Origin of the sequence: Amycolatopsis lexingtonensis (assembly GCF_014873755.1) — a bacterium.
GTDB classification, from domain to species: Bacteria; Actinomycetota; Actinomycetes; order Mycobacteriales; family Pseudonocardiaceae; genus Amycolatopsis; species Amycolatopsis lexingtonensis.
This window is the reverse complement of sequence record NZ_JADBEG010000001.1, coordinates 5471596-5494908: the sequence shown is the minus strand read 5'-3', so window position 1 is coordinate 5494908 and position 23313 is coordinate 5471596. Positions and strand designations below refer to the sequence as shown.

The 23313-nt window shown below is 72.2% G+C and carries 22 protein-coding genes; 10 read left to right on the top strand and 12 right to left on the bottom strand.

The features are described 5' to 3' along the window. Window positions 1-8 precede the first annotated feature (8 nt). Together H4696_RS24690 and H4696_RS24685 are read right to left on the bottom strand one after the other, a co-directional pair. Window positions 9-254, bottom strand: coding sequence for a hypothetical protein (locus tag H4696_RS24690; RefSeq protein ID WP_086856810.1), 246 nt, complete (start codon window positions 252-254; stop codon window positions 9-11). 150 nt (window positions 255-404) lie between these two features. Then, window positions 405-1106: an IclR family transcriptional regulator gene (locus tag H4696_RS24685; RefSeq protein ID WP_163046815.1), complete on the bottom strand. Its 702-nt coding sequence runs from the start codon at window positions 1104-1106 to the stop codon at window positions 405-407. A gap of 143 nt (window positions 1107-1249) precedes the next feature. Here H4696_RS24685 and leuC point away from each other — a divergent pair, with 143 nt between their 5' ends. From leuC to H4696_RS24665, 4 genes are all read left to right on the top strand, one after another. Continuing rightward, window positions 1250-2683: a 3-isopropylmalate dehydratase large subunit gene (leuC, locus tag H4696_RS24680; protein WP_086856808.1), complete on the top strand. Its 1434-nt coding sequence runs from the start codon at window positions 1250-1252 to the stop codon at window positions 2681-2683. Window positions 2684-2704: 21 nt separating this feature from the next. Further along, window positions 2705-3307, top strand: coding sequence for a 3-isopropylmalate dehydratase small subunit (gene leuD, locus H4696_RS24675; protein WP_086856807.1), 603 nt, complete (start codon window positions 2705-2707; stop codon window positions 3305-3307). 227 nt (window positions 3308-3534) lie between these two features. Continuing rightward, complete coding sequence (locus tag H4696_RS24670) at window positions 3535-4227, top strand: HU family DNA-binding protein (protein ID WP_086856806.1); 693 nt, start codon at window positions 3535-3537, stop codon at window positions 4225-4227. A 574-nt stretch (window positions 4228-4801) separates the two neighbouring features. Continuing rightward, a complete protein-coding gene (locus tag H4696_RS24665; protein ID WP_338078700.1) occupies window positions 4802-7612 on the top strand; it encodes an AfsR/SARP family transcriptional regulator in 2811 nt (936 codons plus the stop codon). Window positions 7613-7691: 79 nt separating this feature from the next. On the opposite strand, the gene H4696_RS24660 is transcribed toward H4696_RS24665, so the two are convergent. Genes H4696_RS24660 through cofC form a run of 3 tightly spaced genes read right to left on the bottom strand, consistent with a single transcriptional unit; the run spans window position 7692 to window position 11681 of the window. Then, window positions 7692-8645, bottom strand: coding sequence for an NUDIX hydrolase (locus tag H4696_RS24660; RefSeq protein WP_086865482.1), 954 nt, complete (start codon window positions 8643-8645; stop codon window positions 7692-7694). After that, complete coding sequence (locus tag H4696_RS24655; protein WP_192782513.1) at window positions 8642-11005, bottom strand: RNA degradosome polyphosphate kinase; 2364 nt, start codon at window positions 11003-11005, stop codon at window positions 8642-8644. Before H4696_RS24655 ends, H4696_RS24660 begins: the two co-directional genes overlap by 4 nt. Window positions 11006-11060: 55 nt before the next feature. After that, window positions 11061-11681, bottom strand: coding sequence for a 2-phospho-L-lactate guanylyltransferase (gene cofC, locus H4696_RS24650; protein ID WP_086865483.1), 621 nt, complete (start codon window positions 11679-11681; stop codon window positions 11061-11063). A 348-nt stretch (window positions 11682-12029) separates the two neighbouring features. On the opposite strand from cofC, the gene H4696_RS24645 reads away from it, so the two are divergent. From H4696_RS24645 to H4696_RS24630, 4 genes are all read left to right on the top strand, one after another. Beyond that, the gene (locus H4696_RS24645; RefSeq protein WP_086865484.1) at window positions 12030-12749 is read left to right on the top strand and encodes a lysophospholipid acyltransferase family protein; all 720 of its coding nucleotides are present in this window, start codon (window positions 12030-12032) and stop codon (window positions 12747-12749) included. After that, the gene (locus H4696_RS24640) at window positions 12749-13765 is read left to right on the top strand and encodes an NAD(P)H-dependent glycerol-3-phosphate dehydrogenase (protein WP_086865485.1); all 1017 of its coding nucleotides are present in this window, start codon (window positions 12749-12751) and stop codon (window positions 13763-13765) included. The genes H4696_RS24645 and H4696_RS24640 overlap by 1 nt, the downstream gene beginning before the upstream one ends. Window positions 13766-13952: 187 nt before the next feature. After that, window positions 13953-14432 (top strand): cysteine dioxygenase, encoded by a 480-nt coding sequence (locus tag H4696_RS24635; RefSeq protein ID WP_086865486.1) that lies wholly within the window; start codon window positions 13953-13955, stop codon window positions 14430-14432. 146 nt (window positions 14433-14578) lie between these two features. Next, a complete protein-coding gene (locus H4696_RS24630) occupies window positions 14579-15469 on the top strand; it encodes a transposase family protein (protein ID WP_192782512.1) in 891 nt (296 codons plus the stop codon). Window positions 15470-15615: 146 nt separating this feature from the next. Here H4696_RS24630 and H4696_RS24625 read toward each other — a convergent pair whose 3' ends face one another. From H4696_RS24625 to H4696_RS24600, 6 genes are all read right to left on the bottom strand, one after another. Beyond that, window positions 15616-16590, bottom strand: coding sequence for an asparaginase (locus H4696_RS24625; protein ID WP_086858639.1), 975 nt, complete (start codon window positions 16588-16590; stop codon window positions 15616-15618). Between the two features lie 14 nt (window positions 16591-16604). Further along, the gene (locus tag H4696_RS24620) at window positions 16605-17426 is read right to left on the bottom strand and encodes a class I SAM-dependent methyltransferase (RefSeq protein WP_086858640.1); all 822 of its coding nucleotides are present in this window, start codon (window positions 17424-17426) and stop codon (window positions 16605-16607) included. After that, on the bottom strand, window positions 17423-17803 hold the full coding sequence (locus H4696_RS24615; RefSeq protein ID WP_086858641.1) for a VOC family protein: 381 nt from the start codon (window positions 17801-17803) through the stop codon (window positions 17423-17425). The genes H4696_RS24620 and H4696_RS24615 overlap by 4 nt, the downstream gene beginning before the upstream one ends. Before the next feature lie 64 nt (window positions 17804-17867). Further along, window positions 17868-18608 (bottom strand): FAD:protein FMN transferase, encoded by a 741-nt coding sequence (locus tag H4696_RS24610; RefSeq protein ID WP_086858642.1) that lies wholly within the window; start codon window positions 18606-18608, stop codon window positions 17868-17870. Further along, window positions 18605-19039, bottom strand: a complete 435-nt coding sequence (locus tag H4696_RS24605; protein ID WP_086858643.1) for an FMN-binding protein — start codon at window positions 19037-19039, stop codon at window positions 18605-18607. The genes H4696_RS24610 and H4696_RS24605 overlap by 4 nt, the downstream gene beginning before the upstream one ends. A 14-nt stretch (window positions 19040-19053) precedes the next feature. Beyond that, window positions 19054-20400 (bottom strand): ferredoxin reductase family protein, encoded by a 1347-nt coding sequence (locus H4696_RS24600; protein ID WP_086858664.1) that lies wholly within the window; start codon window positions 20398-20400, stop codon window positions 19054-19056. 147 nt (window positions 20401-20547) lie between these two features. Between H4696_RS24600 and H4696_RS24595 the strand changes: the two genes are divergently transcribed. Together H4696_RS24595 and H4696_RS24590 are read left to right on the top strand one after the other, a co-directional pair. Next, a complete protein-coding gene (locus H4696_RS24595) occupies window positions 20548-21258 on the top strand; it encodes a response regulator transcription factor (protein ID WP_086858644.1) in 711 nt (236 codons plus the stop codon). Continuing rightward, window positions 21255-22688 (top strand): sensor histidine kinase, encoded by a 1434-nt coding sequence (locus H4696_RS24590; protein ID WP_086858645.1) that lies wholly within the window; start codon window positions 21255-21257, stop codon window positions 22686-22688. The genes H4696_RS24595 and H4696_RS24590 overlap by 4 nt, the downstream gene beginning before the upstream one ends. On the opposite strand, the gene H4696_RS24585 is transcribed toward H4696_RS24590, so the two are convergent. Continuing rightward, complete coding sequence (locus tag H4696_RS24585) at window positions 22654-23247, bottom strand: dihydrofolate reductase family protein (RefSeq protein ID WP_086858646.1); 594 nt, start codon at window positions 23245-23247, stop codon at window positions 22654-22656. The genes H4696_RS24590 and H4696_RS24585 overlap by 35 nt on opposite strands. Between the last annotated feature and the right edge of the window lie 66 nt (window positions 23248-23313).

The following is a 23313-nucleotide window of genomic DNA, read 5'->3' as shown; positions in this document are numbered from 1 at the left end:
CGGTTGCTTCAGGCCGCGGCGAGAGTCCCGCCCAGCGCCCGCTGCCCGTCGTCGGTGAGCTCCGCCCGCGTCCACTGCCCGACGGCGACGACCCGTGCCGGCCGGATCAGACCCGCCCGCGCCAGCTCGTGCGCGGTCGCCTGGTCGCAGCACGGCAGGCCGTCGACCCGCAGGTCCGGTTCGCAGCTGCAGGTCAGTTCCGCGCGGCCGGCGCCGACCGCCCGCAACATCGCCAATGCCCGTCTGTTCAACATCGTGGTCCCCCTCCGTGGAGCTGTCTTGAAGGAGACGTGACCGCCGTCACCGAATACGCGGATTCCGCGAGGTTCCCCCGAACGGTCCACCACGACAACACGAGCACGACAGCGGTCGAAACCGGTCAAGCCGGGGCACCGGCGCGATTGCTAAAGCCGTTCCTGCAACGCGTCCGCCGCCGCGAGGAGGTCCGCCGCCCAGCGGGCGCCGGGCTTGCGGCCGATGCGCTCGATCGGGCCGGACACCGACACCGCGGCCACGACCGTGCCCGCCGAATCGCGCACCGGCGCCGAAATGCTGGCCACGCCGGGTTCGCGCTCGGCCACGCTCTGGGCCCACCCGCGCCGCCGCACCTCCAGGAGCGTGCGCTCGCCGAAGACCGCGTCGGCCAGGATCGTGCGCTGCGTGTGCGGGTCGGCCCAGGCCGCGAGGACCTTCGCGCCCGAGCCGGCCGTCATCGGCAGGCGCGACCCGATCGGGACGGTGTCGCGCAGGCCGCTCGGCGGCTCGGCCGTCGCGACGCACACGCGCTGGACGCCGTCACGCCGGTAGAGCTGCACGCTTTCGCCGGTGACGTCCCGCAGCTTCGGCAGCACCACGCCCGCCGCGTCGAGCAGGGGGTCCGTCGAGCCGCCCGCCAGTTCGGCCAGTGCGGTACCGGGGCGCCAGCGCCCGTCCGGACCGCGGCGCAGCAACCGGTGCACCTCGAGCCCGACCGCGAGCCGGTGCGCGGTGGCGCGCGGCAGACCGGTCCGCGTGCACAGTTCCGCCAGGCCGCAGGGGTCGTCCGCGACCGCCTGCAGCACGGCCACTGCTTTGTCCAGTACTCCGATACCGCTATGCTGTCCCACGACCCGATACTAGCGTCCCGCACTTTGGGAAGTCCAGCATCTGGGAAAACCCTGAACTCGAGCTGCGCCCTTCCTTCGCGGCTCGCATCCGTTCCGCCGGTGCGCGCCCGAGTTCCGACGTCGAACCGTGGAAGGAGCCGGAGATGACCAGCCCGACCGGCAAGGCCCGCACACTGGCGGAGAAGGTGTGGGAAAGCCACCTCGTGCGCCGAGGGGAAGGCGCCGAACCGGACCTGCTCTACATCGACCTCCACCTGCTGCACGAAGTGACCAGCCCGCAGGCCTTCGACGGCCTCCGGCTGGCCGGGCGGCCGGTGCGCCGCCCCGACCTGACCATCGCGACCGAGGACCACAACGTCCCGACCGTCGACATCGAGCTCCCCATCGCCGATCCGGTCTCGCGCACCCAGGTCGACACCCTTCGGCGCAACTGCAAGGAGTTCGGTGTCCGGCTGCACCCGATGGGTGACGCCGAGCAGGGCATCGTGCACGTCATCGGCCCGCAGCTCGGCCTGACCCAGCCCGGCATGACCGTGGTCTGCGGCGACAGCCACACCTCCACGCACGGCGCGTTCGGCGCCATCGCCTTCGGCATCGGGACGTCCGAGGTCGAGCACGTCCTGGCCACCCAGACGCTGCCGCTCCGTCCATTCAAGACGATGGCGATCACCGTCGACGGCGAGCTGCGCCCGGGGGTCACGGCGAAGGACATCATCCTCGCGGTGATCGCCAAGATCGGCACCGGCGGCGGCCAGGGCTACGTCCTGGAGTACCGCGGCTCGGCTATCGAGGCGCTCTCGATGGAAGCCCGGATGACCGTCTGCAACATGTCGATCGAGGCCGGCGCCCGCGCCGGGATGATCGCCCCGGACGAGACGACGTTCGAGTACCTGAAGGGCCGCCCGCACGCGCCGCAGGGCGCCGACTGGGACGCGGCGGTCGAGAACTGGCGGCAGCTGCGCACCGACGAAGGCGCCGAGTTCGACGCCGAGGTGCACCTCGACGCGAGCGCGCTGACGCCGTTCGTGACCTGGGGCACCAACCCCGGCCAGGGCCTCCCGCTGGGCGCCGAGGTGCCCGACCCGGAGCAGATCCCGGACGAGAACGACCGCGTCGCGGCCGAGAAGGCCTTGTCCTACATGGATCTCAAGCCCGGCACGCCGCTGCGGGAGATCGCGGTGGACACCGTCTTCCTCGGCTCCTGCACCAACGGCCGGATCGAGGACCTGCGGGCCGCGGCCGAGGTGCTGCGCGGCCGGAAGGTGGCGGACTCGGTCCGGATGCTGGTGGTCCCCGGCTCGATGCGGGTCCGCAAGGCCGCCGAGGCCGAGGGCCTCGACGCCGTGTTCACCGAGGCCGGCGCCGAATGGCGGCAGGCGGGCTGCTCGATGTGCCTGGGCATGAACCCGGACCAGCTGAAGCCGGGGGAGCGCAGCGCGTCGACGTCGAACCGCAACTTCGAGGGCAGGCAGGGCAAGGGCGGCCGGACGCACCTGGTGTCCCCGCTGGTGGCCGCCGCCACGGCCGTCCGGGGGACGCTTTCGTCGCCGGAAGACCTGCTGACCGCCGCCCGCTGACCCACCCGAGGAGCTCCCACCATGGAACCGTTCACCCAGCACACCGGCGTCGGCGTCCCGCTGCGCCGGTCCAACGTGGACACCGACCAGATCATCCCGGCGGTCTACCTCAAGCGGGTCACCCGGACCGGCTTCGAAGACGGCCTGTTCGCCGCCTGGCGCGGCAACGAGGACTTCATCCTGAACCAGGAGCCGTTCAAGAACGGCAGCGTGCTGGTCGCGGGACCGGACTTCGGAACCGGTTCCTCCCGCGAGCACGCCGTCTGGGCGCTGATGGACTACGGCTTCCGGGCCGTCATCTCCGCTCGCTTCGCCGACATCTTCCGCGGCAACTCCGGCAAGGGCGGCCTGGTGGCCGCGCAGTGCGAGCAGCACGACGTCGAACTGCTCTGGAAGCTGCTCGAGAACGAGCCCGGCACGGAGGTCACGGTCGACCTCGAGACCAAGACCGTGCGGGCCAAGGACTTCACCGCGCCCTTCCAGATCGACGACTACGTCCGCTGGCGGCTGCTGGAGGGCCTCGACGACATCGCTCTCACGTTGCGCCATGCCGGTGAGATCGATGCCTTCGAAGGTGACCGCCCGTCCTGGAAGCCGACCACGACGCCGATCACCGCGGGCTAGTTCGTTTCACGGCGGGATCTCTTGTGCGGCAAGGGATCCCGCCGTTTTTTGTGCCCGCTCCGAACAATGCCGGACGGCCCTCGCGAGCCTCTCTTCGAGAGGCGGAACCCGCCCCGGGGCAAGGGAAAGGGTTCGCGTGCCGTTTGGAATTTGTGCTGCCTTGGTAATACCGTGTGCTGGTCGGCCGACCGGGCCGAGGACGGGTACTCCCTTCTTGGAGGACTGGAATGGCCAACAAGGCCCAGCTGATCGAGGCGCTGTCGGAGCGCCTGGGCGACAAGAAGGCCGCTTCCGAGGCGGTCGACGGTCTGGTCGACATCATCATCCGGACGGTCAACAAGGGCGAGAAGGTCAACATCACCGGCTTCGGTGTGTTCGAGAAGCGCGCCCGCGCGGCCCGGACGGCCCGGAACCCCCGCACCGGCGAGGCCGTGCGCGTCAAGAAGACGAACGTGCCGGCGTTCCGCGCCGGAACCACGTTCAAGGACGTCATTTCCGGCGCGAAGAAGCTGGCCAAGGCGACGCCGGCGAAGCGCGCGGCGGCTGGCACGCGAGCCTCCACGACAACGCGCGCGACCACCCCGCGCGCGGCGGCGGCCAAGCCGGCGACGGCCCGCGCGACGGCGACGCGCACCCGCGCGACGGCGGCGAAGCCGGCCGCGGCGAAGCCGGCGACCACGCGGACCCGGGCGGCGGCCCCGAAGGCGGCCGCGGCCAAGACCACGACGACGCGCGCGAAGGCGCCGGCCGCGAGGACGACCGCGGCGAAGCCTGCTGCGGCCAAGACCGCCGCGGCGAAGCCGGCCGCGGCCAAGACCACGGCGGCGAAGCCCGCCGCGGCGAAGACGACCACGGCCCGGAAGACGACCGCGGCGAAAGCCCCGGCCAGGCGGACCTCGACCGCGGCGAAGAAGAGCTGACCTCCGAAAACTGTCGGACCCCTGCGGTAACGTGAAATCAGGGGGTCCCCAGGGGGCGACCTCTGGTCAGGTGAGCGACTTTTCCGGCAGGGCCCCGCGCGAAGTGCGTGGGGCCCTGCCGCATGTCCGGGCCGGTGCGGCAGGAGCGATCCGGGCCGGCAGGAGCCTGCCGCACCGGCCGAGGGTGGGTTGTCGCCGCTCGGCCAGGCCACTCTGCCGCGCGTGATCGGCTCGCCCAACGTCTTGAATGACTCATTCAGGACCTCCGAAGACCTGAATGAGTCATTCAAGACGTCGGCGGGATGCTGTGGACTGCACCGGCGCGGCGTTGCCCGGACCCTGCCCGCACCGGTGCGGCAGAAGCGATCCCGCCCGCGCCCGCAACCGCAAGCCCGCTCCCGAACCCGCCCACTCCCGAAAGTCACTCACCGCCAACTTCCCCATCCCGCACGGGACCCGCACCCCACCCGCCCGGCCCAACCCCGCGCCCGGGACCGGTTCCGCTCAATTTCGCAAAGTTGCTTGAGCGCCCGGCCGAGTGGTGCCACGCTGCGTTCCTCGGGGCCCGCGTGCGGTGCGGGCCCGGCGGCGCGCGACGGCTAACCTGGGGGCGACCACCATCGACATCCGGCTGCTCGGCCCGTTCCAGGTGCTCGTCGGCGGTTCCCCGGTCGTGCTGACCAGTTCCCGCCAGCGCGCGCTGCTCGCCACCCTCGCCCTCGCCGCGGGCCGGCTGGTGTCGATCGACGCGCTCGCGCGCGGGGTCTGGGGCGAGACGCCGCCCGCGCACATCCGGGGCAGCCTGCAGACCTACGTCATGCGCCTGCGCCGGCTCTGCGGCGAGGACACCGTCGTCACCGAACCGGACGGCTACCGGCTGGTCGTCGACCCGTCCCGGGTGGACGCGCTGCGGTTCCTGCGCGCCCTCGACCAAGCCGCCGCCACGACCGATCCCGCGCAGCGGCGGGCGCTGCTCACCGCCGCGCTCGCCACCTGGGGCGGGACGCCGCTGGAAGGCGTCGGTTCGCCCGCGCTCGCCGCCGAATGGGAGCCGCTGCTCACCGAACGGCACCTCTTCGCCGTGGAGCAGCGCATCGACCTCGACACCGGGCTGGTCCCCGACGCGCGGCTCGTCGCCGAGCTGACCGACCTCGTCGCCCAGCACCCGCTGCGGGAGTCGTTGTGGGAACGGCTGGTCCGTGCCCTCGCCCGGTCCGGGCGCCGCGCCGAAGCACTCGCGCGCTACGCCAACCTGCGCGCGCTGCTGGCCGACGAACTCGGTGTCGAACCCGGTGAAGACCTGCGGCGCCTGCACGCCGAACTGCTCGCCGCCGACGCCGGGCCCGCCGTGCCCACCGTGCCGCGGCAGCTGCCCTTCGACGTCGCCGGCTTCACCGGCCGCGGTGCCGAACTCGCCGAGCTCGACCGGCTGCCGCCCGGCGGCGCCTCCGGCATCGTCGTCATCGAAGGCACCGCCGGGGTCGGGAAGACGTCGCTGGCCGTGCACTGGTCGCACCGCGTCCGCGATCGCTTCCCCGGCGGCCAGCTGTTCCTCGACCTGCGCGGCCACTCCGCGGGCACCCCCGTCACGCCGGACGCCGCGCTCGCCGGCTTCCTCCGCGCCCTCGGCGTCCCGCCCGAGTCCGTGCCTTCCACAGTGGAGGAACGCTCGGCCCTGCTGCGCAGCCGGCTCGACGGCAGCCGCACGCTGATGCTGCTCGACAACGCCCGCGACGCCGACCAGGTCCGCCCGTTGCTGCCCGGTTCCGGGAACCTCGTCGTCGTGACCAGCCGAAACCAGTTGCGGGGCCTCGTCGCGCGCGACGGCGCCCGCCGCATCGCGCTACGGTCCTTCGACGACGGGGACGCCGCCGCGCTGCTCGCCGGCAGCGTCGGCCCGCGGCGCCTGGCCGCCGAACCCGATGCCGTCGCCGAACTCGTCCAGCTCTGCGGGCGCCTGCCGCTCGCGCTCGCGCTGGCCGGAGAACGCGCTTCCCGCTTTCCCGGCGTTTCGCTCGCCGGGATCGTCGAAGAACTCCGCGACCAGCGGCTGCGCCTGGACACCCTGCGCGACCCGCAGGACGCCGGCACCGACCTCCGCGCCGCGTTCTCCTGGTCCTACAAGGCCCTCCGCCCGGCCGCCGCGCGGTTCTTCCGGCTGCTCGGCCTGCACCCCGGCCACGGCTTCAGCCTGTCCGCGGCCGCCGCGCTCGCCGGTGCCAACCTGCGTGAAGCCCGCGAACTCGCCGACCAGCTCGCCGCCGCGCACCTGCTCAACCAGCCCGGCACCGACCGCTACCAGTTCCACGACCTCCTGCGCGTCTACGCCGCGGAACTCGTCGAATCCGAAACGACGGCGGACGACCGCGAAGCCGCGCTGCGCCGGCTCCTCGACTGGTACCTCGCCACGGTCGCGGAGGCGAACAAGCTCGTCCGCCCCGACCTGCTCACCGAGGACATCACCCTCGGCCCGCCGCCGGTGCCCGCCGTCCACTTCACCCAGCACGAGCAGACGATCGCCTGGTACGCCACGGAACGGCCGGCCCTCACCGCGCTGGTCGGCATCGCCGCCGACCGCGGCTGGACCGCCCACGCCTGGAAGCTCGCGTGGCTCCTGCGCGGCTTCTTCGCCGAACGCCACGACCGCGACGACTGGATCACCACCGCGCGCGCGGCGGTCGCCGTCACCCGCGACGCCGGCGACAACACCGGTCTCCAGTACAGCGCCAACAACCTCGGCTCGGCCTACCTGCGCACGCTCCAGCCCGACCAGGCGCTGGAAGCGCTGGAGGAGGCCCGCGCGGCCTCGGAGTCCGGCGGTGGCACCGCGCTGGCCGTGGCGATCCTGTCGAACCTCGCCGGCGCCTACTACGTCCGCGCCGAGTACGCGGAAGCCGAGCGCTACGCCCTCCAAGCCGTCCACCTCGCGCGCGACCACGGGCAGCGCACCTTCGTCCCGCACGCGCTGCTGAACGTCAGCGCCAGCCGCATCGGCCTGCACGACTACGACCACGCGGCCGAAGCCGCCGAGGCCGCGCACGAAGCCTTCGCCGAGCTGGGCGACCGCTACCACGCGGCGCTCGCCCTAGGGAACGTCGCCGAAGCGCTCGCCGGGGCGGGAAGACACGACGAAGCGGAGAAGGCGGGACTCGACGCGCTCGCCGAGCTGAAAGAGCTGAACGCCGACTACGGCACCATCGACGTCCAGATCACCCTGGGCCGGCTCAAACAGCGAACCGGCCGCGGCCGCGAGGCAGGGGGACACTGGACCGAGGCGCTGACCGTGAGCCAGCGCCTCGGCGACCCCCGGGTCACGGAGATCCAAGCCCTGCTGGCCACGGTGCCGACAGACGAGCCCTCGCCCGGGGATGCGCCGTACCCCTAGCCCGGCGCAGCCCAGCGGGACCCGGGACCAGTACACCAAGATCTACTGTCAGGACGCTGTCTCGTTGTCCGGCCCCGAGTCAGGAGCGAGTGGGCGCCGGCGCGGGAAGCGCGCTCGGGTAGTAGTCCGCCGCCAGGAGCAGCGGGCCTTCCTCGGCCGTCGGCGGGCGGAACGACAGGACCCAGAACGAGCCCTTCTTGCTGGGCACGACCCCGCCGCGCGCGGCGGAAAGCTCCACGCCGTCGCGGTCGGCCAGCGCGCTCACCAGGTCCGGGATCACGCCGCCCTGGCTGCACACCACCGGCGTCCCGGCGTCGCCGGCCACGGCCAGCAGCCGCGCCACGCCGAGCACCGGGTCGGGCCAGTAGCCCTCCTCGGAGAACAGCGGTTCGTGCCGGACTTCGGCGCCGAGGTCGTCCGCGATCCCGTGCACCGTCTGCACGCACCGCAGCCGCGGCGCGGACAGCACCCGGGCGGGCCCGAACAGCGCCAGCACGCGCCGGAGCCCGGCCGCCTGCCGCTGGCCCGCTTCGGAAAGCGGGCGCAGGTCGTCGTCGCCGGTCCACTCGTCGCGCTTGCCCGCCTTCGCGTGCCGCACCAGCAACACCGTCGACAGGCCGACGGGCAGCTCGCAGAACGCCCGCAGCACGCGCACGTCCCCCGGCCGCGTCAGCAGCTTTTCCGCGGCCTGCGGGGCGAGCCAGCGCAGCTCGTCGACCTCGTCGTTCGCCGCGAACTCGCCGGAAACCGCTTCCGCGGCGAAGTAGTCGACCGTCTTCGGCACCGTCCCGGACCCGGTGCGCGACGGCACCGCGTAGGTCGTGCGCGCCACGTACCGGCCCAGGACCGCGGCGAACCCGGTCTCCTCGCGTACTTCGCGGACGGCGGCCTCGGCGATCGTCTCGCCCGCGTCGAGCTTCCCCTTCGGCAGCGACCAGTCGTCGTACCGCGGGCGGTGGACCAGGGCGACCTCGGTCACCCCGCCGGCGACGCGCCACAGCACCGCGCCGGCCGCCCGTACCTCGTGGGTCATCCGGCGGCCCCGTGCAGCTTCGCCAGCTCCAGCTGGTGGTCACGCACCCGCGAGCCGTCCGCCGGGAACGGCGCCCACTCGCCGCTGTCGGTCAGCACCCAGCAGCGCGTCGCCGGATCGAGCGCCGAGTCGAAGATGTCGTCGAGCTGCCGGGTCAGCTTCGGGTCCTTCACCCGCACCAGCGCCTCGATCCGCCGGTCCAGGTTCCGGTGCATCATGTCCGCGCTGCCGATCCAGTGCGTGCCGCCCGCGCGGAAGTGGAAGACCCGCGAGTGCTCCAGGAACCGGCCCAGGATCGACCGGACGTGGATGTTCTCCGACAGCCCTTCGACGCCGGGCTTGAGCGTGCAGATGCCGCGCACCACGATCTCGACCGGCACCCCGGCCTGCGACGCGTGGTAGAGCGCGTCGATGACCTGCTCGTCGACCAGCGAGTTGCACTTGATCCGGATCCCGGCCTGCTGCCCGGCCCGCGCCAGCTCGATCTCTTCGCCGATCGCGCGGACGATGCCCCGGCGGATGCCGTGCGGCGACGTGAGGATCGTCCGGTAGGTGTCCTGGCGGGAGTAGCCGGTGAGCACGTTGAACAGGTCGGTGACGTCCGCGCCGATGCTCGGGTCGGCGGTGAACAGGCCGATGTCCTCGTAGAGCCGCGCGGTCTTCGGGTTGTAGTTGCCGGTGCCGATGTGGCAGTAGCGCCGGATCGTCGAGCCCTCCTGGCGCACGATCATCGACACCTTGCAGTGCGTCTTCAGCCCGACCAGGCCGTACACGACGTGCACGCCCGCGCGTTCCAGCGTCCGCGCCCAGGTGATGTTGGCCTGCTCGTCGAACCGCGCCTTGATCTCGACCAGCGCGACGACCTGCTTGCCTGCCTCGGCCGCGTCGATCAGCGCGTCGACGATCGGGGAGTCGCCCGAGGTCCGGTACAGCGTCTGCTTGATCGCGAGCACCTTCGAGTCGGCCGCCGCCTGCTCGATGAACCGCTGCACGCTGGTGGAGAACGAGTCGTACGGGTGGTGCACCAGCACGTCGCCCTCGCGCAGCGTGGCGAAGACGCTCTTCGGCGTCTCCCGCTCGCCGAACGCCGGGTGCGTCGCCGGCACGAACGGCCGGTCCTTGAGCTCCTTGCGGTCCACACCGGACAGCTGGTGCAGGCAGGTCAGGTCCAGCAGGCCGGGCACCTCGACGACGTCCGCCGGGTCGACGTCCAGCTCGCGCAGCAGCAGCTCGAGCATGTGCTCGCTCATGTCCTGCGCGACCTCGAGCCGGACCGGCGGCCCGAACCGGCGCTGCGCCAGCTCGCGCTCGAGGGCCTGCAGCAGGTCTTCGTCGCGGTCTTCGTCGACCTCGAAGTCGGCGTTGCGGGTGACGCGGAAGACGTGGTGCTCGGTGACGTCCATGCCGGTGAACAGCTCGCCGAGGTGCGCGGCGATGAGCTCCTCGAGCGGCAGGAAGGTCGCGGTGCGGCTGGCGCGGTCGGTTTCGACGCGCATCAGCCGCGGCACGTTGCTCGGCACCTTCACCCTGGCGAACCGCTCGGTGCCGCCCTCCGGGTCCCGGACGGTGACCGCGAGGTTGAGCGACAGGCCCGAGATGTACGGGAACGGGTGCGCCGGGTCGACGGCCAGCGGCGTCAGCACCGGGAAGATCTGCTCGGAGAAGTAGCTCGACAGCCGCAGCTGGTCGGCGCCGGGCAGGTCGGCCCAGCCGACGATGTGGATGTCGTGCTCGGCCAGCTGCGGGCGCAGGTGCTTTTCGAAGGCGCCGGTCTGGCGCTCGACCAGGTCCTGGTTGCGCTTGGCGATGTAGCCGAGCTGCTCGCGCGGGGTGAGCCCGTCCGCGCTGCGCACCAGCAGGCCGGTCTCGTCGCGGCGCTTCAGGCCGGCGACGCGGACCATGTAGAACTCGTCCAGATTGGACGCGAAGATGGCGAGGAACTTCGTCCGCTCCAGCAGCGGCTGCGACTCGTCCTCGGCCAGCGCGAGCACCCGCGCGTTGAAGTCCTGCCACGACAGCTCGCGGTTGAAGTACCGGTCGTCCGGCAGCGTCTCGACGGCGGCCGGCGCGGCGGTGACCGCGGGCGGCGCCGACGGCACGGAGCGGAACTCCTCGGCGTTGCGCCCGTTGCCGTGCGAAGCGCTGCGGCGGCGGGTGGTCGCCGGGGTGGCCTTGCGCTCCCGGGGTTTCCCGGCGGTGGCCCGGGCGGCGGTGTCGCGTGCGGTGGCCTTCGACGGGACCTTCTTGGCCGTGCTCGCCCGGCTGGTGGTTTTCTTCGCCGTCTCCGAAGATCCGCTTGCCGGGTTCCGTCGCCTCCGCGGTGCGGGCGTGCCGCCGTCGTCTGTGCTCACGGCCCCCATTCTTCACCAAGCCACGCGGAATTGCGCAGGGCGTGGTGAAGGTCAGATGAACAGCTCAGCGCGGTCCCGCACACGCTTCCGCCGTGTGTTTTCCGACACCCAGCGCGCGGACGTGGGCAAGATCGTCCGCGGTGTCGACGTCGCTGCGGAGGGTGGCGAGCGGCGCCCGCAGGGGAACGGCCCCGGACCGGCGGTGCGCGGCCGCCGACCCCAGCCCGAACCGCGGCTCGAGCGGAGCACCCGGCGCGGAGAGCAGGAGGGTGGTGCCGGTGCCCTGCCGGTCGGCGACGAAGGCCCGGTTCCCGGCCGCTTCGGTGATCGCCTCGGTCAGGTCGCCGGCGCGCAGGGCGGGGAGGTCGGCTTGGAGGGCGCCCACTATGGCCGCGGGGTCGTCCTTGCGGAGCTGGGCTTCGCCGTGGCGGAAAGCTTCGTTGAGACCTCCGTGCGGGGGTTCGCGGATGATTTCGACGCCGAGTTCCGCGAGTTCCCGGACGGCCTCGGGGTCGGCGGCGACGAGCAGGACGCGCCGCACCCGCCCGGCCGAGACGACGGCGGCGAGCGTGTCGGCGGCGAGGGCCAGTACCAGGGCCGGGTGGTGGTCCGGTTCGACCGCGCCACGCAGCCGCGACTTGCCGTCGCGGGGGTGTTTCATCGGCACGACCAGGTCTACGTCCACGTGTCCATCTTTACCGGAAAGGTCGGGCTGGTGTCGGGGAGTGGGGCGGGTTGTCCACAGGTGAGGGCAGTTGTGGACAACTCGGGGGTGGTGGGCTCGGCGATCCTCGTGACGGGTGGGCCGGTGGTGTCTTGAATGACTCATTCAGGACCTCGGAAGACCTGAATGAGTCATTCAAGACGTCGGCGAAGCCGCCGCCGAGCGAGCCGCAGCACCTTTGCCGGGGCCCTGGCGTCCGGCCCCGGACCAGGGCGCCCAGCCGGCCCGGACCGCCTCGCCGCCGGTTGAACGCACCCTCCCTGGACTGCCCCGACCCCGGCGCGGCAGGATCAGCACCGGACGTGAGACGTGGAGGAGGAGATCGTGGCCCGGCGTGAAAAGGGTGGCTTCTGGGTGGGGCTCGCCGCCGTACTGTTCTACCCGATCACCGGGATCGCGCGGCGGGTCTACGTCGGGGACGAGAAGGTGCCGCGGCAGGGGCCCGCGCTGCTCGTGCTGAACCACATCTCGCACCTCGACCCGGTCGTCGACGCCGTCTTCGTGCACCGGGCGAAGCGGGTGCCGCGGTTCCTCGGCAAGGAGAGCCTGACCCGGACCCCGATCTTCGGGAAGATCTTCGTCGGCTCGGGGCAGATCCCCGTCTCGCGCGGGTCGGCCGCCGCCGGGGACAGTCTCAAGGCCGCGCACGAGGCGCTGCAGGCGGGCAAGGTCGTCGTGATCTACCCCGAGGGCACCATCACCAAGGACCCGGCCGGCTGGCCGAAGGAGTCCTTCACCGGCGCCGCGCGGCTCGCGATCCAGAACGACGTCCCCGTGATCCCCATCGCCCGCTGGGGCACCAGCCAGCTCTTCAACGGCTACACCAAGAAGTTCAAGCCGTTCCCGCGCAAGACCATCACCCACCGCGTCGGCGACCCGCTCGACCTGTCGGTCTACCGCGAAGGCAGCGTCCGCAGCGCGTCCAAGCTGCGTGAGGTCACCAAGGTCATGATGGACGAGGTGACCCGGCTGCTCGCCGAGATCCGGGACGAAGAACCGCCGTCGGAGAAGCCGGGGGAAACCGCCTGATGCGCGCCGACGTGCAGCGGGTCACCGTGCTCGGGGCCGGGTCGTGGGGCACCGCCTTCGCGAAGGTCCTCGGGGACGCCGGTCGCGACGTCACGATGTGGGCGCGCCGCGAAGAGGTCGCCGAGGACATCCGCGAGCGGCACGCCAACAGCGCGTACCTGCCCGGCGTCGAGCTGCCGGAGAACATCACCGCCACCAGCGACCCGGCGAAGGCGCTCGAAGGCGCCGAAGCCGTCGTGCTCGCCGTGCCCAGCCAGAGCTTGCGCGCCAACCTGACGTCGTGGCGCGATCTGCTGCCGCCGGACGCGATCCTCGTCAGCCTCGCGAAGGGCGTCGAACTCGGCACGCTCAAGCGGATGAGCGAGGTCATCGGCGAGATCGTCGGGATGAATCCGAACGAGGTCGTCGTCGTGACCGGGCCGAACCTGGCCAAGGAGATCGCCGCCGGGCAGCCGTCCGCGTCCGTGCTGGCCTGCGCCGACCACGAGCGCGCCGTCGCGATCCAGCGCGCCTGCGCCAACTCCTACTTCCGGCCCTACACCAACACCGACGTCGTCGGCTGCGAGCTCGGCGGCGCCTGCAAGAACGTGATCGCGCTCAGCACCGGCATGGCCGCCGGGCTGGGCCTGGGCACCAACACGATGGCGACGCTCATCACGCGCGGCCTCGCCGAGATGGCCCGGCTCGGGGCGAAGCTGGGCGCGGACCCGCTGACGTTCGCCGGGCTCGCCGGCGTCGGCGACCTGGTCGCGACCTGCTCGTCGCCGCTTTCGCGCAACCGGACGTTCGGCGAGCGCCTCGGCCGCGGTGAGACGCTCGAACAGGCGCAGGCGGCGGCCGGCGGGCAGGTCGCCGAGGGTGTCATGTCCTGCTCGTCGATCCGGGCGCTCGCGCGGAGCCTGGGTGTCGACATGCCGATCACCGACGCGATGCACCGCGTCTGCCACGAGGGCGTTGACCCGCGGCGGGCGGGCGCCGAGCTGCTGGGGCGGTCGCAAAAGCACGAGTGGTCCTGATCTCCCGGCAGGTGGGAGCTCTTGACCGGGCGGGGAGCGGCTGCGACTCTGGTCGCATGTTCGCGCACGAAATGACCGAGCCGCGGGGCCGCATGGGCTTCCGCGCCGTCGTGTGCGCGTGTCGCTGTTGTCGGTGAACCCAGCCCCGGCCCAGCTCGACACCCCTTTTCTTCCGTGAGGACCCTCCATGTTCGCCGTTCCGGACAACACCCTGCTGCGTCCCGAAAACCCCGCGCTGCGCCACCCGGTGCGCGTCGCGCTGGAGGTCGCCGCCGACCGTGACCGCTGGAAGCACCTGCTGCGCTACGACCCCGACGAGCGCTTCGCCGCGCTCGTCGAGAAGGACGAGCGGCAGGAGGTCTGGCTGATGAGCTGGCTGCCCGGCCAGCGCACCGACCTGCACGACCACGCGTTCGCCAGCGGCGCGTTCACCGTGGTCAGCGGGCACCTGACGGAGGCGGTGGCCCGCCGGGCCCCGGGCGGCCGCGCGGTCACCGAGCTGCACGCCCTCGCGGCGGGGCAGTCGCGGGTGTTCGGCCCGGGGTACGTCCACGAGGTGCGCAACGACGGCCCGGACCCGGCGGTGTCGGTCCACGTCTACCGCGACGCGGCCCGCGCGATGCGCTCCTACCACCTCGACCCGCTGGGCGGCCCGGTCCTGGACTGACCCGAGCACCCCAATGGGGTTGTTTCATCCTGGTTGTGGCTGGTCAGGGTGTCGGTTTTGTGGTGGTTTCCTGTCGTGACAGGAAGTGGTGCTGGGACCAGCGTGGCGAACCTGGAGATGGGTGAAGCCCTCGGCAGGATCGAGATGTGAGTCAACCATCCGCCGAGGGCTTCGGTCCTCTTTCCTACCAGGTCGCCCTTCCGCTGTCCCGGCAGACCCTGCAACTGGTCGCGGGGTTGATCTGTGCCCACCGACGGCGGTTGCGGTCGCGCTGGCGCAAAGCCGGCCCCGCCGGCCAGGCTCTGGTCGTACTCGCCGTGCTGCGCGACGACCCGCGTCTGGCCCACCTCGGAGCCGGCATGGGTGTCTCCGCGGCCACGGTCCGGCGGTGGGTGCTGGAAGTCATCACCCTGCTCGCCGCCCGCGCCACTCGCCTGAACCGGGTCCTGCGCCGCCAGGCCGCCCAGGCCGCGACGGTGGTGCTGGTGGACGGCACCCTGATCCGGACCCGCCGCCGCACCGGCAAAGCCAACCGGGCCCACTACAACGGCAAGCACAAACACCACGGCCTGGTCGTGCTCGCCCTGACCGACGAGACCGGCCGGCTGCTGTGGGTCTCGGCAGCGTTGCCGGGCAAGACCGCCGACATCACCGCCGCCCGCCGGCTGCGCATCCGCCAGCACCTGCACGCCCACGGCCTGACCCCGGCCGGAGACAAAGGCTTCCACGGCTGGCACAAAGACGTCCGCACCACCCGCGACTGCCCAGACTGTGAGGGACCGTGTGAGCAGATCGTGCTCACTCCCTACAAAGCCGAAGCCCGCCGACCGCTGACCAAGACGCAGAAGCAGGCCAACGCGGTGTTCGCGGCGATGCGGTGTGCGGTAGAAGGCGGCTTCGCCGCCCTCAAACACTGGCACATCCTCGACAAACTCCGCCTCGACACCCGCCACGCCACCACCCTGCTGCGCGCTCTGCTCGTGCTCACCCAGCACGAGCAGAGCGTCCGCGACACCGCCCGGACAGCAGAAGCCTGAGCATTACCAGACCTGATCAGCCCATCCTGACCAGCGCAAATCACGATGAAACAACCCCAATGTGGCGTTGGGTGCGTCAGACGCACCGAACGCCACATTGGGTGCGCTGGACGCACCGAACGCCACATTGGGGTGCTTTGGGCCGGTTAGTCCAGGTCGCCGCGTAGGCGGAACTCGCGCTCGATCACGTCGCGGCCGGCACCGGAAGCCAGCAGCGTGTGCAACAGGATCCGGGACTTCCGCGCGTCCAGCCAGCCCGCCATCGTCGCGCCCATCGCGATCAGGCTCGACTCCGAACCGTGGAAGCCGTACGTCGAGCGCAACGTCGGCCCGGCGCCGGTCCGCGAAGCGACGACCACCGGCAGCGAAGGCAGCAGCCGGGCCACCACGTCGGCGGTGCCGGACGAGACGTGGCCCGCGCCCGTCGCCGCCAGCACGATCCCGCGCACGCCCGGCTGCGTGGCCGCGTGCGCGAGGACCGCGCCCGAGTCGTCGAGACCGGCTTCGACCACCGGGACCAGCCCGCCGAAGTCCTCGCCGCTGAGCGCCGGGGGCCGCGGCGGCGACGGGTGGAAGTAGTGCACCGCGTGCTCCACGACCATGCCCAGCGGCCCCGCGGGCGCCGACGTGAACGCCTCCAGGTGGCTCGAATGCGCTTTCCGCACCCAGCGCGCCGCGTGGACGTCGTCGTTCAGCGTGACCAGCGCGCCCCGGCCGCGGCTGCGGGGATCGGCCGCCACGGTCAGCGCGTTCCGCAGGTTCGCCGGGCCGTCCGGGCTGAGCAGGCCCGCGTTGCGCATCGCGCCGGTGACGACCACGGGGATCTCCGACGGCCAGCACAGGTCGAGGAAGTACGCGGTCTCCTCGAGGGTGTCGGTGCCCTGCACGACGACGAACCCGTCGGCGTCCTGGCGCAGGCCCCAGTCGCGGCACCGCAGCAGCGTCGCGAAGTCCATCGACGCGCTGCCGATCCCCGCCAGGGTTTCGGCGAGGACGTCCACTGGCAGGTCGCCGAGCGCGCCGATCAGTTCGGCCGCACCCAGCCGCGGGACGGCGCCGGACCCGGGAGCCGGGGCCATCGAGATGGTTCCGCCGAGGGTGGCGACCGCGATCAAGGGCATGCGGCCCACCCTATTCAGCCGTGCTTGACCGCCTGGAGCGTGTAGCTCGCCGCGAGCCGCGAGGGCGTGTCCTTCAGCCGCCACTCGTCGGTGGCTTCGTCGTGCGTCATCTGGCCGGGGATCGCGTTCCACGGCACGCTGTCGTGCTCGGTGAACGCGGTCAGCGTGAGGCCGTTGTCCAGCAGCGCGGTGATGATCTCGCCCAGCGAGTGGTTCCACGAGTGGCTGACGCTGTGGGTGAGCGGCCGGTCGGTGGCGACGTAGGTCTCGGGCTCGTCGAACACCAGCGGCTCGGCGTGCTCGAAGTACGGGTAGCGCGGCGCCGCCGGGTCGTTCTCGTCCAGCGTCCCCAGCATCGGATGACCCTCCCGGACGAAGAGCCGCCCGCCCGGGCGCAGCAGGCCCGCGACCACCGACGCCCAGCGCGCCATCGACGGCAGCCAGCACAGCGCCCCGATTCCGGTGTAGACCAGGTCGAACTCGCCGGCGCCCAGCACCTCGACGGCGTCGTACACATTGGCTTCGCGGAAGTCGATCGACGCGCCGGCCGCCGCGGCGAGCTTCCGGGCTTCCGCCAGCGCCGCACCCGAGAAGTCCAGGCCGGTCACCGAAGCGCCGAGCCGCGCGAGCGACACCGTGTCCGTGCCGATGTGGCACTGCAGGTGCACCGCGCGCAGCCCGCCGATGTCGCCCAGGCGCGGCCGGTCGAACCGCACGACAGCGCTCAGGTACGCGGGATCCGCGGCGAAGTCCGCGAAGTTGTAGTCCGGCGAAGCCGCGTGCAGGACCGCGCGCTCGTCCCAGTTCGCCTTGTTGACGGCGAACGAGTCCGTCACGACGTCGCCGCGCGTTCGGCCGCGCTGCGCAGGACGCAAAATTCGTTGCCCTCGGGGTCCGCGAGCACCGCCCAGCCGGTGCCGTCGGGCTTGCGCAGGTCGTCGACCAGCGTCGCGCCCAGGCCGAGGAGCCGGGAAACCTCTTCGTCGCGCGGGACGTCCGGCTGCAGGCAGACGTGCAGCCGGTTCTTCACCGTCTTCGGCTCGGGGACCCGCAGGAACAGCAGGTCGATGCCGCCCTCGAGGGCGATGCCGCACTCGTCGTCGCCGGGCTGGTCCTCCTCGGGAACCGGCTTCCCGGTGACCTGGCTCCAGAACTGGCACAGCTGGTACGGGTCGGCGCAGTCGACGGACACGTGCAGGACGGACGAAGGCATGGCACTCCTCGGCAGACGGGTGCCGCCGAGTCTGGCTCAGGCGAAGCGCCGGGGCGAGCCGATTTCAGGACGCCAGCGCGAGACCCGCCGTCCGGTGCACACGGCGGCTGTCGTCGACGATGAGGATCTCGCAGTCCGGCCGGTCGGCCGCCCACGTGATGCCCTCCTCGCCCATCGCGAACGCCGCCGTGGCCAGCGCGTCCGCCGTGACCAGGTCGCCGGCCACGACGGTGACGCTCATCAGGCCCGTCGCGGGTGTCCCGGACCGGCCGTCGAGGATGTGGGAACCGCGCTCGTACGCCGCCGACGTCGCGATCGCGCCGTTGCGCGACTCCAGCACCGCGCACACCGCCAGTGGCTGCTCGGGGTGGCGGACGCCGACCCGCCACGGGCGGCCGGGCTCCGGCTCGCCCGCGGTGACGACGTCGCCGCCGGCGTTGAGGCAGAACGTCGTCGCGCCCTCGGCCTTCAGCATGTCCGCGGCGCGCTGCACCGCCCAGCCCTTCACCACCGCGCACGGGTCGAGGCCGCGTCCGGGCAGCCGCGCCCGGAACGCGCCGCCGGAAAGCTGCTCGTAGTACGCGCAGAGCTCCAGGACCTCCAGGAGGTCGTCGCTCAGCTCGGCGGCCGCGAGCTCGCCGCGGTCGTACCGGCTGACTTCGCTGTCCTCCTTGAACGGGCTGAACCGGGCGTCGACGTCGTGGAACCAGGCGAAGACGTCGTCGACGGCCTCGGCGAAGTCCGCATCGTCGCGCAGGTCCAGGGAAATCGGCAGTCCCATGATCTGCTCGACGCGGACGCTCATCGGTTCCCCCGCTGGTCGATCGCGGCCTGCAGCGAGGTCTTGTAGGACTCGCTGGTCTCGGTCGCGCCGGTGATCGTGTCGATGTCGGCGCTCTGGGCCTGCATCGCTTCGTCCTGCAGCCGCGGCAACGCGGTCAGCGCCCGGCCTTCGTTCGGCGCCTGCAGCAGGGTGATGGCGGTGAGCCGCGAACCGGTGAACGTCACCTGGACCTGCACGACGCCGTACTTGCTGGATTCGGCGGTGCCCTGCGTGGTCACCGTCGGGTCCCCACCGTCCGAAGTGGAGGGTGCGGTCGACGGCGCGGCCGGTGCGCTGGTACTGGGCGGCGCCTGCGCGACGGCGGCGGCGTTGTGCAGCGGCCCCGGCTCGAACCGCCAGACCGCGATGAACCCCGCGATCGAGAGCGCGACGACGAAAATGGTCTTCTTCACCTTGAAAGATCCCCTTAGGCCGCGAGGCTGAAGCGTTCGGCGTGGACCTGGGTCTTCGGCACCTTCAGCTCGCGCAGGCTGCGCAGCACGGCCGACGTCATCCCCGGCGGGCCGCAGACGAACACGTCCCGGTCGTGCACGTCCGGCACCATCATGTGCAGGTTCGCCGGCCCGAGCATCGCCCCGCGCGGGCCGACCGCCTGGTCCGGTCCGGTGAGGACGCTGATGTCGGCGCCGCGGGCCTTGGCCAGCCCGTTCAGCTCCGGCAGCAGCACCGCGTCGGCCTGGGAACGGACCCGGTACAGCACGACGACGTGCCCCTCGATGTCCTCCAGCAGCGCGCGGATCGGCGTGATGCCGACCCCGCCCGCGACGAGCAGCGCGTTGGGCCGCCGCTGGTGGAGGGTCGTGAACGCGCCGTACGGGCCTTCGGCGAACACCCGCGTCCCGACGCGCAGGCTCCGCAGCGACGCACTCGAGTCGCCGAGCGCCTTCGCGGTCAGCCGCAGCGTGCGGCCGTCGGGCGCGGCGGACAGCGAGAACGGGTTGGCCTGCCACCAGCGGTCCTTCGTGAGGAACCGCCACAGGAAGAACTGCCCCGCCCGCGCCGGCATCTTGTCCAGGTGCTTGCCGGTCATGTACACCGAAACGACGTCCGGGGCCTCGGAAACGACCGCGGTGACGCGCAGCCGGTGGCGCACGTTGCGCCACAGCGGGAGCACGACGCGCCCGGCGAGCACGGCGGCACCGGCGCCCAGCCACATCGTCCACCAGTACGCCTTGGCCGTCGGCGCGCTCGCGAACGACGTGCCGAGCGCGATCTGGTGCGTGAACGCCAGCACGATAGCGGCGTAGGTGTAGAGGTGGATGAAGTGCCACGTCTCGTAGGCCAGCCGCTTGCGCGCGAACTTCGCCGAAGCCGCGCCCACGATCAGGATCACGGCGAACGCGACCAGCGCCCGCAGGATGCCTTCGAGGGTGTTCGCCATCTCGACCAGCTCGTCGACCACGCCCTTGTCGGACACCTCCGCGTAGCCGAACGCGATGAACACCAGGTGCGCGAGCAGCGTCCACAGGATCGTGAAGCCGGTCCAGCGGTGCCACGTGGTGAGCCGGTCCATCCCGATCCGCCGGTCCAGCCAGGGCAGCCGCGCCACGAGCAGCAGCTGGAACGCCATGGCCAGCGCGCCGTACATCCCGGCGAGCCGCCCGATGCTGATCAGCACGTTCGGCGACAGGCCGGCCTCCGCGAACAGCGCGGTGACGGCCGCCACGTTGGCGCCCAGGAAGGTGAAGAGGCCGGATTTCGCGGCGATCCGGGGGCGGATCGCCGGGCGCGTGGCCTCGGCGGTCTGCGTCATGGTGGTCACACGGATCCCCTTCGGTTTCGGTTCACGAAGGCCAGACTCGCCACGGAGCCTGTGGCGGGGCTGGGTGCGGGCTGTCGGATTCCTGTCGGCCCGCGCCACGGCTCGCCCGCACCGCGCGCGCCGGGAGAGGATGGGGGAGTGCAGAGCTCCGAGACCGTGCGCCTGCTCGTCGTCGACGACGAGCCGCACATCGCCGACCTCGTCGCCACCGTCGCCCGGTACGAGGGCTGGCAGGCGGTCACCGCGGGCTCCGGCAAGGCCGCGCTGACCGAGGCGGCGGCGTTCGGCCCGGACATCGTCGTGCTCGACCTGATGCTGCCCGACCTCGACGGCTTCACCGTGCTCGACCGCCTGCGCGAGAACGGCAACGCGGTGCCCGTGGTGTTCCTCACGGCCAAGGACGCGACGGCCGACCGGATCGCCGGGCTCACCCGCGGCGGGGACGACTACCTCGTGAAACCGTTTTCCGTCGAGGAGCTGATGGCGCGGCTGCGCGCGGTGCTGCGGCGCAGCCACGGCGGGGTCCAGACCGCCGCGCGCGGCGCCGTGCTGCGGGTCGGGGACCTCACGCTGGACGAGGACACCCGCGAGGTCCGCCGCGGCGACCGCCTGGCCGAGCTGACCCCGACCGAGTACGAGCTGCTGCGCTACCTCATGCGCCGCTCGCCCGCGGTGCTGACGAAGGCGCAGATCCTCGACCACGTCTGGGAGTACGACTTCGGCGGCCGGTCCAATGTGGTCGAACTGGTCATCTCGCACCTGCGGCGCAAGGTCGACGCGGGTGGCGGCGAACCGCTGATCCACACCGTGCGCGGCGTCGGCTACGTCGTGCGCCAGGTCAACCGGTGAAGCGCTGCTTCGCGAAGTGGTACGGGGCCTGGCAGCGCACGCGGCTGGGCACCCGGATCACGCTGGGGCTCGGCGCACTCGCGCTGGTCGTGTTCGCGGCCGTCGGCGTCACGATGGTCGGGATCATGCACGGCTACCTCGACCGCCGGCTCGACGAGCAGCTGTCCAAGAGCCAGAACACCCAGCTCCCGCAGCTGCGCGAGACGCACGGCTCGCCGCAGTCGGTGTACTCCTGGTATTCGGCGCTGTACAAGGTGCGCGGCGGCATCGCGACGCCCGAACCGGGCGGCAAGCTGCCGGACGACGCCGAGCAGCTGGCGAAGATCGCCGCGGACGCGGTCGGCGGCGACGTCACGCGCACGATCTACCTGCACGAGGACGGGCCGTACCGGGTCCGGGCCTGCCCGGTCGACAACGGGTCGGTGCTGCTCTCGGCCGCGCCCCAGAAGGATCTCGACGGGACCGTTCAGCAGCTGATCTGGGTCGAGGTGGCCGCCTTCTCGCTCGCGCTGGGCGTCCTGGTGGTCGTCGGACGGCTGGTGCTACGCCGCGGCCTGCGCCCGCTGGCCGACATGGCCGGGACCGCGCACGACATCGCCTCCCACGACCTCACCGCGAACGCCGCTCTGCCGGTGCGCGCGGCCGGCACCGGCGGCGGCGCCGAAGTCGACGAGCTGCGGACGGCGTTCAACGTGATGCTGGCGCACATCGACACCTCCCTGGCGGCGAAGACCGAGGCGAACGAGCGCCTGCGCCGGTTCGTCGCGGACGCCTCGCACGAGCTGCGCACGCCGCTGACGTCGATCCGCGGCTACGCGGACCTCTTCCGCTACGCCGCGGCGAACGAGCCGGCCGAGCGTGAGGCCCACCTGGCCAAGATCCGCGAGGAGACCGCGCGGATGACGGTGCTGATCGACGACCTCCTGCTGCTGGCCCGCCTCGACGCGCGCGCCGCCGAGACGCCGTTGCGGCCCGAGCGCGTCGACCTGGCCGAGCTGGCGGGCGACGCCGCGGACGCGTTCGCCGCCGGGCGGCCGGACCACCCGCTGACGTCGTCGTTCGAGCCGGCCTTCGTGGACGCCGACCCCGTGCGGTTGCGGCAGGTGCTCGACAACCTGCTGGCCAACGCCGCCGTGCACACCCCGCCCGGGACCGCGGTGCACCTCGCGGTGGGGTCTTCCCCCGGCGAGGCCGTCGTGGCGGTCACCGATGCCGGACCCGGCATCGCGCCGGCCGACCGGGAGCGGATCTTCGACCGCTTCTTCCGCGTCGACGACTCCCGCACCCGCGGCAACGGCGGCACCGGGCTGGGACTTTCGGTGGTCCAGTCCCTGGTGACGGCACACGGCGGGACGGTCTCGGTCGCCTCGGAACCGGGCCGGACCACGTTCACGGTCAGGCTCCCGCTCGCCGGTCGTAGTGGGCGATGAGCACGCCCTTCGTGGTCGTGACGCTGCGGGTGAGCGTGAACTCGGTGAGCGGCGCCCCTTCGTCGAACAGGCGCGCGCCGGTGCCGAGCGTGAGCGGGTGGATCACCAGCGTGTAGCGGTCGACCAGGCCGGCCGCGTGCAGCGCGCGCACCAGCGACGCGCTCCCGACGACCGACAGGTCGCCGCCGGGCCGCGCCTTCAGTTCGGTGACGGTCCGGGTGGCCGCTCCGCGCAGCAGCACCGAGTTCCGCCACGCGGCGGCGTCTTCGAGGGTGGTCGAGGCGACGTATTTGGTGACGGCGTCCATGTGCGTGGTGAACGGGTTGCCGTCCTCGCGCCGGCTCCACACCGCCGTGAAGTCCTCCCAGGTGCGGCGGCCGAAGAGCATGTCGCCGGCCCGGCTCATGCCCCGGCCCATCTCCGCGGCCAGGACGTCGTCCTGGTACCGGGTGCCCCAGCCGCCGTGGCGGAAGCCGCCGCGGGTGTCCTCGTCGGGGCGGCCGAGGCCCTGGACGACGCCGTCGAGGGTGACGTTCATGGTGACGGTGAGCGAGCGCATCGGGGGTCCTTCCGCTTCGGTGGATCTGCCACCCGCTACACGAACGGCAGCCGCGCGGATCGACAC

Bases quoted from the DNA above. Each gene is read 5' to 3' on its own strand.
- H4696_RS24690 (WP_086856810.1), bottom strand. From the start codon at position 254: ATGTTGAACAGACGGGCATTGGCGATGTTGCGGGCGGTCGGCGCCGGC.
- leuC (WP_086856808.1), top strand. From the start codon at position 1,250: ATGACCAGCCCGACCGGCAAGGCCCGCACACTGGCGGAGAAGGTGTGG.
- leuD (WP_086856807.1), top strand. From the start codon at position 2,705: ATGGAACCGTTCACCCAGCACACCGGCGTCGGCGTCCCGCTGCGCCGG.
- H4696_RS24670 (WP_086856806.1), top strand. From the start codon at position 3,535: ATGGCCAACAAGGCCCAGCTGATCGAGGCGCTGTCGGAGCGCCTGGGC.
- H4696_RS24660 (WP_086865482.1), bottom strand. From the start codon at position 8,645: ATGACCCACGAGGTACGGGCGGCCGGCGCGGTGCTGTGGCGCGTCGCC.
- H4696_RS24655 (WP_192782513.1), bottom strand. From the start codon at position 11,005: ATGGGGGCCGTGAGCACAGACGACGGCGGCACGCCCGCACCGCGGAGG.
- H4696_RS24640 (WP_086865485.1), top strand. From the start codon at position 12,749: ATGCGCGCCGACGTGCAGCGGGTCACCGTGCTCGGGGCCGGGTCGTGG.
- H4696_RS24635 (WP_086865486.1), top strand. From the start codon at position 13,953: ATGTTCGCCGTTCCGGACAACACCCTGCTGCGTCCCGAAAACCCCGCG.
- H4696_RS24625 (WP_086858639.1), bottom strand. From the start codon at position 16,590: ATGCCCTTGATCGCGGTCGCCACCCTCGGCGGAACCATCTCGATGGCC.
- H4696_RS24615 (WP_086858641.1), bottom strand. From the start codon at position 17,803: ATGCCTTCGTCCGTCCTGCACGTGTCCGTCGACTGCGCCGACCCGTAC.
- H4696_RS24610 (WP_086858642.1), bottom strand. From the start codon at position 18,608: ATGAGCGTCCGCGTCGAGCAGATCATGGGACTGCCGATTTCCCTGGAC.
- H4696_RS24600 (WP_086858664.1), bottom strand. From the start codon at position 20,400: ATGACGCAGACCGCCGAGGCCACGCGCCCGGCGATCCGCCCCCGGATC.
- H4696_RS24585 (WP_086858646.1), bottom strand. From the start codon at position 23,247: ATGCGCTCGCTCACCGTCACCATGAACGTCACCCTCGACGGCGTCGTC.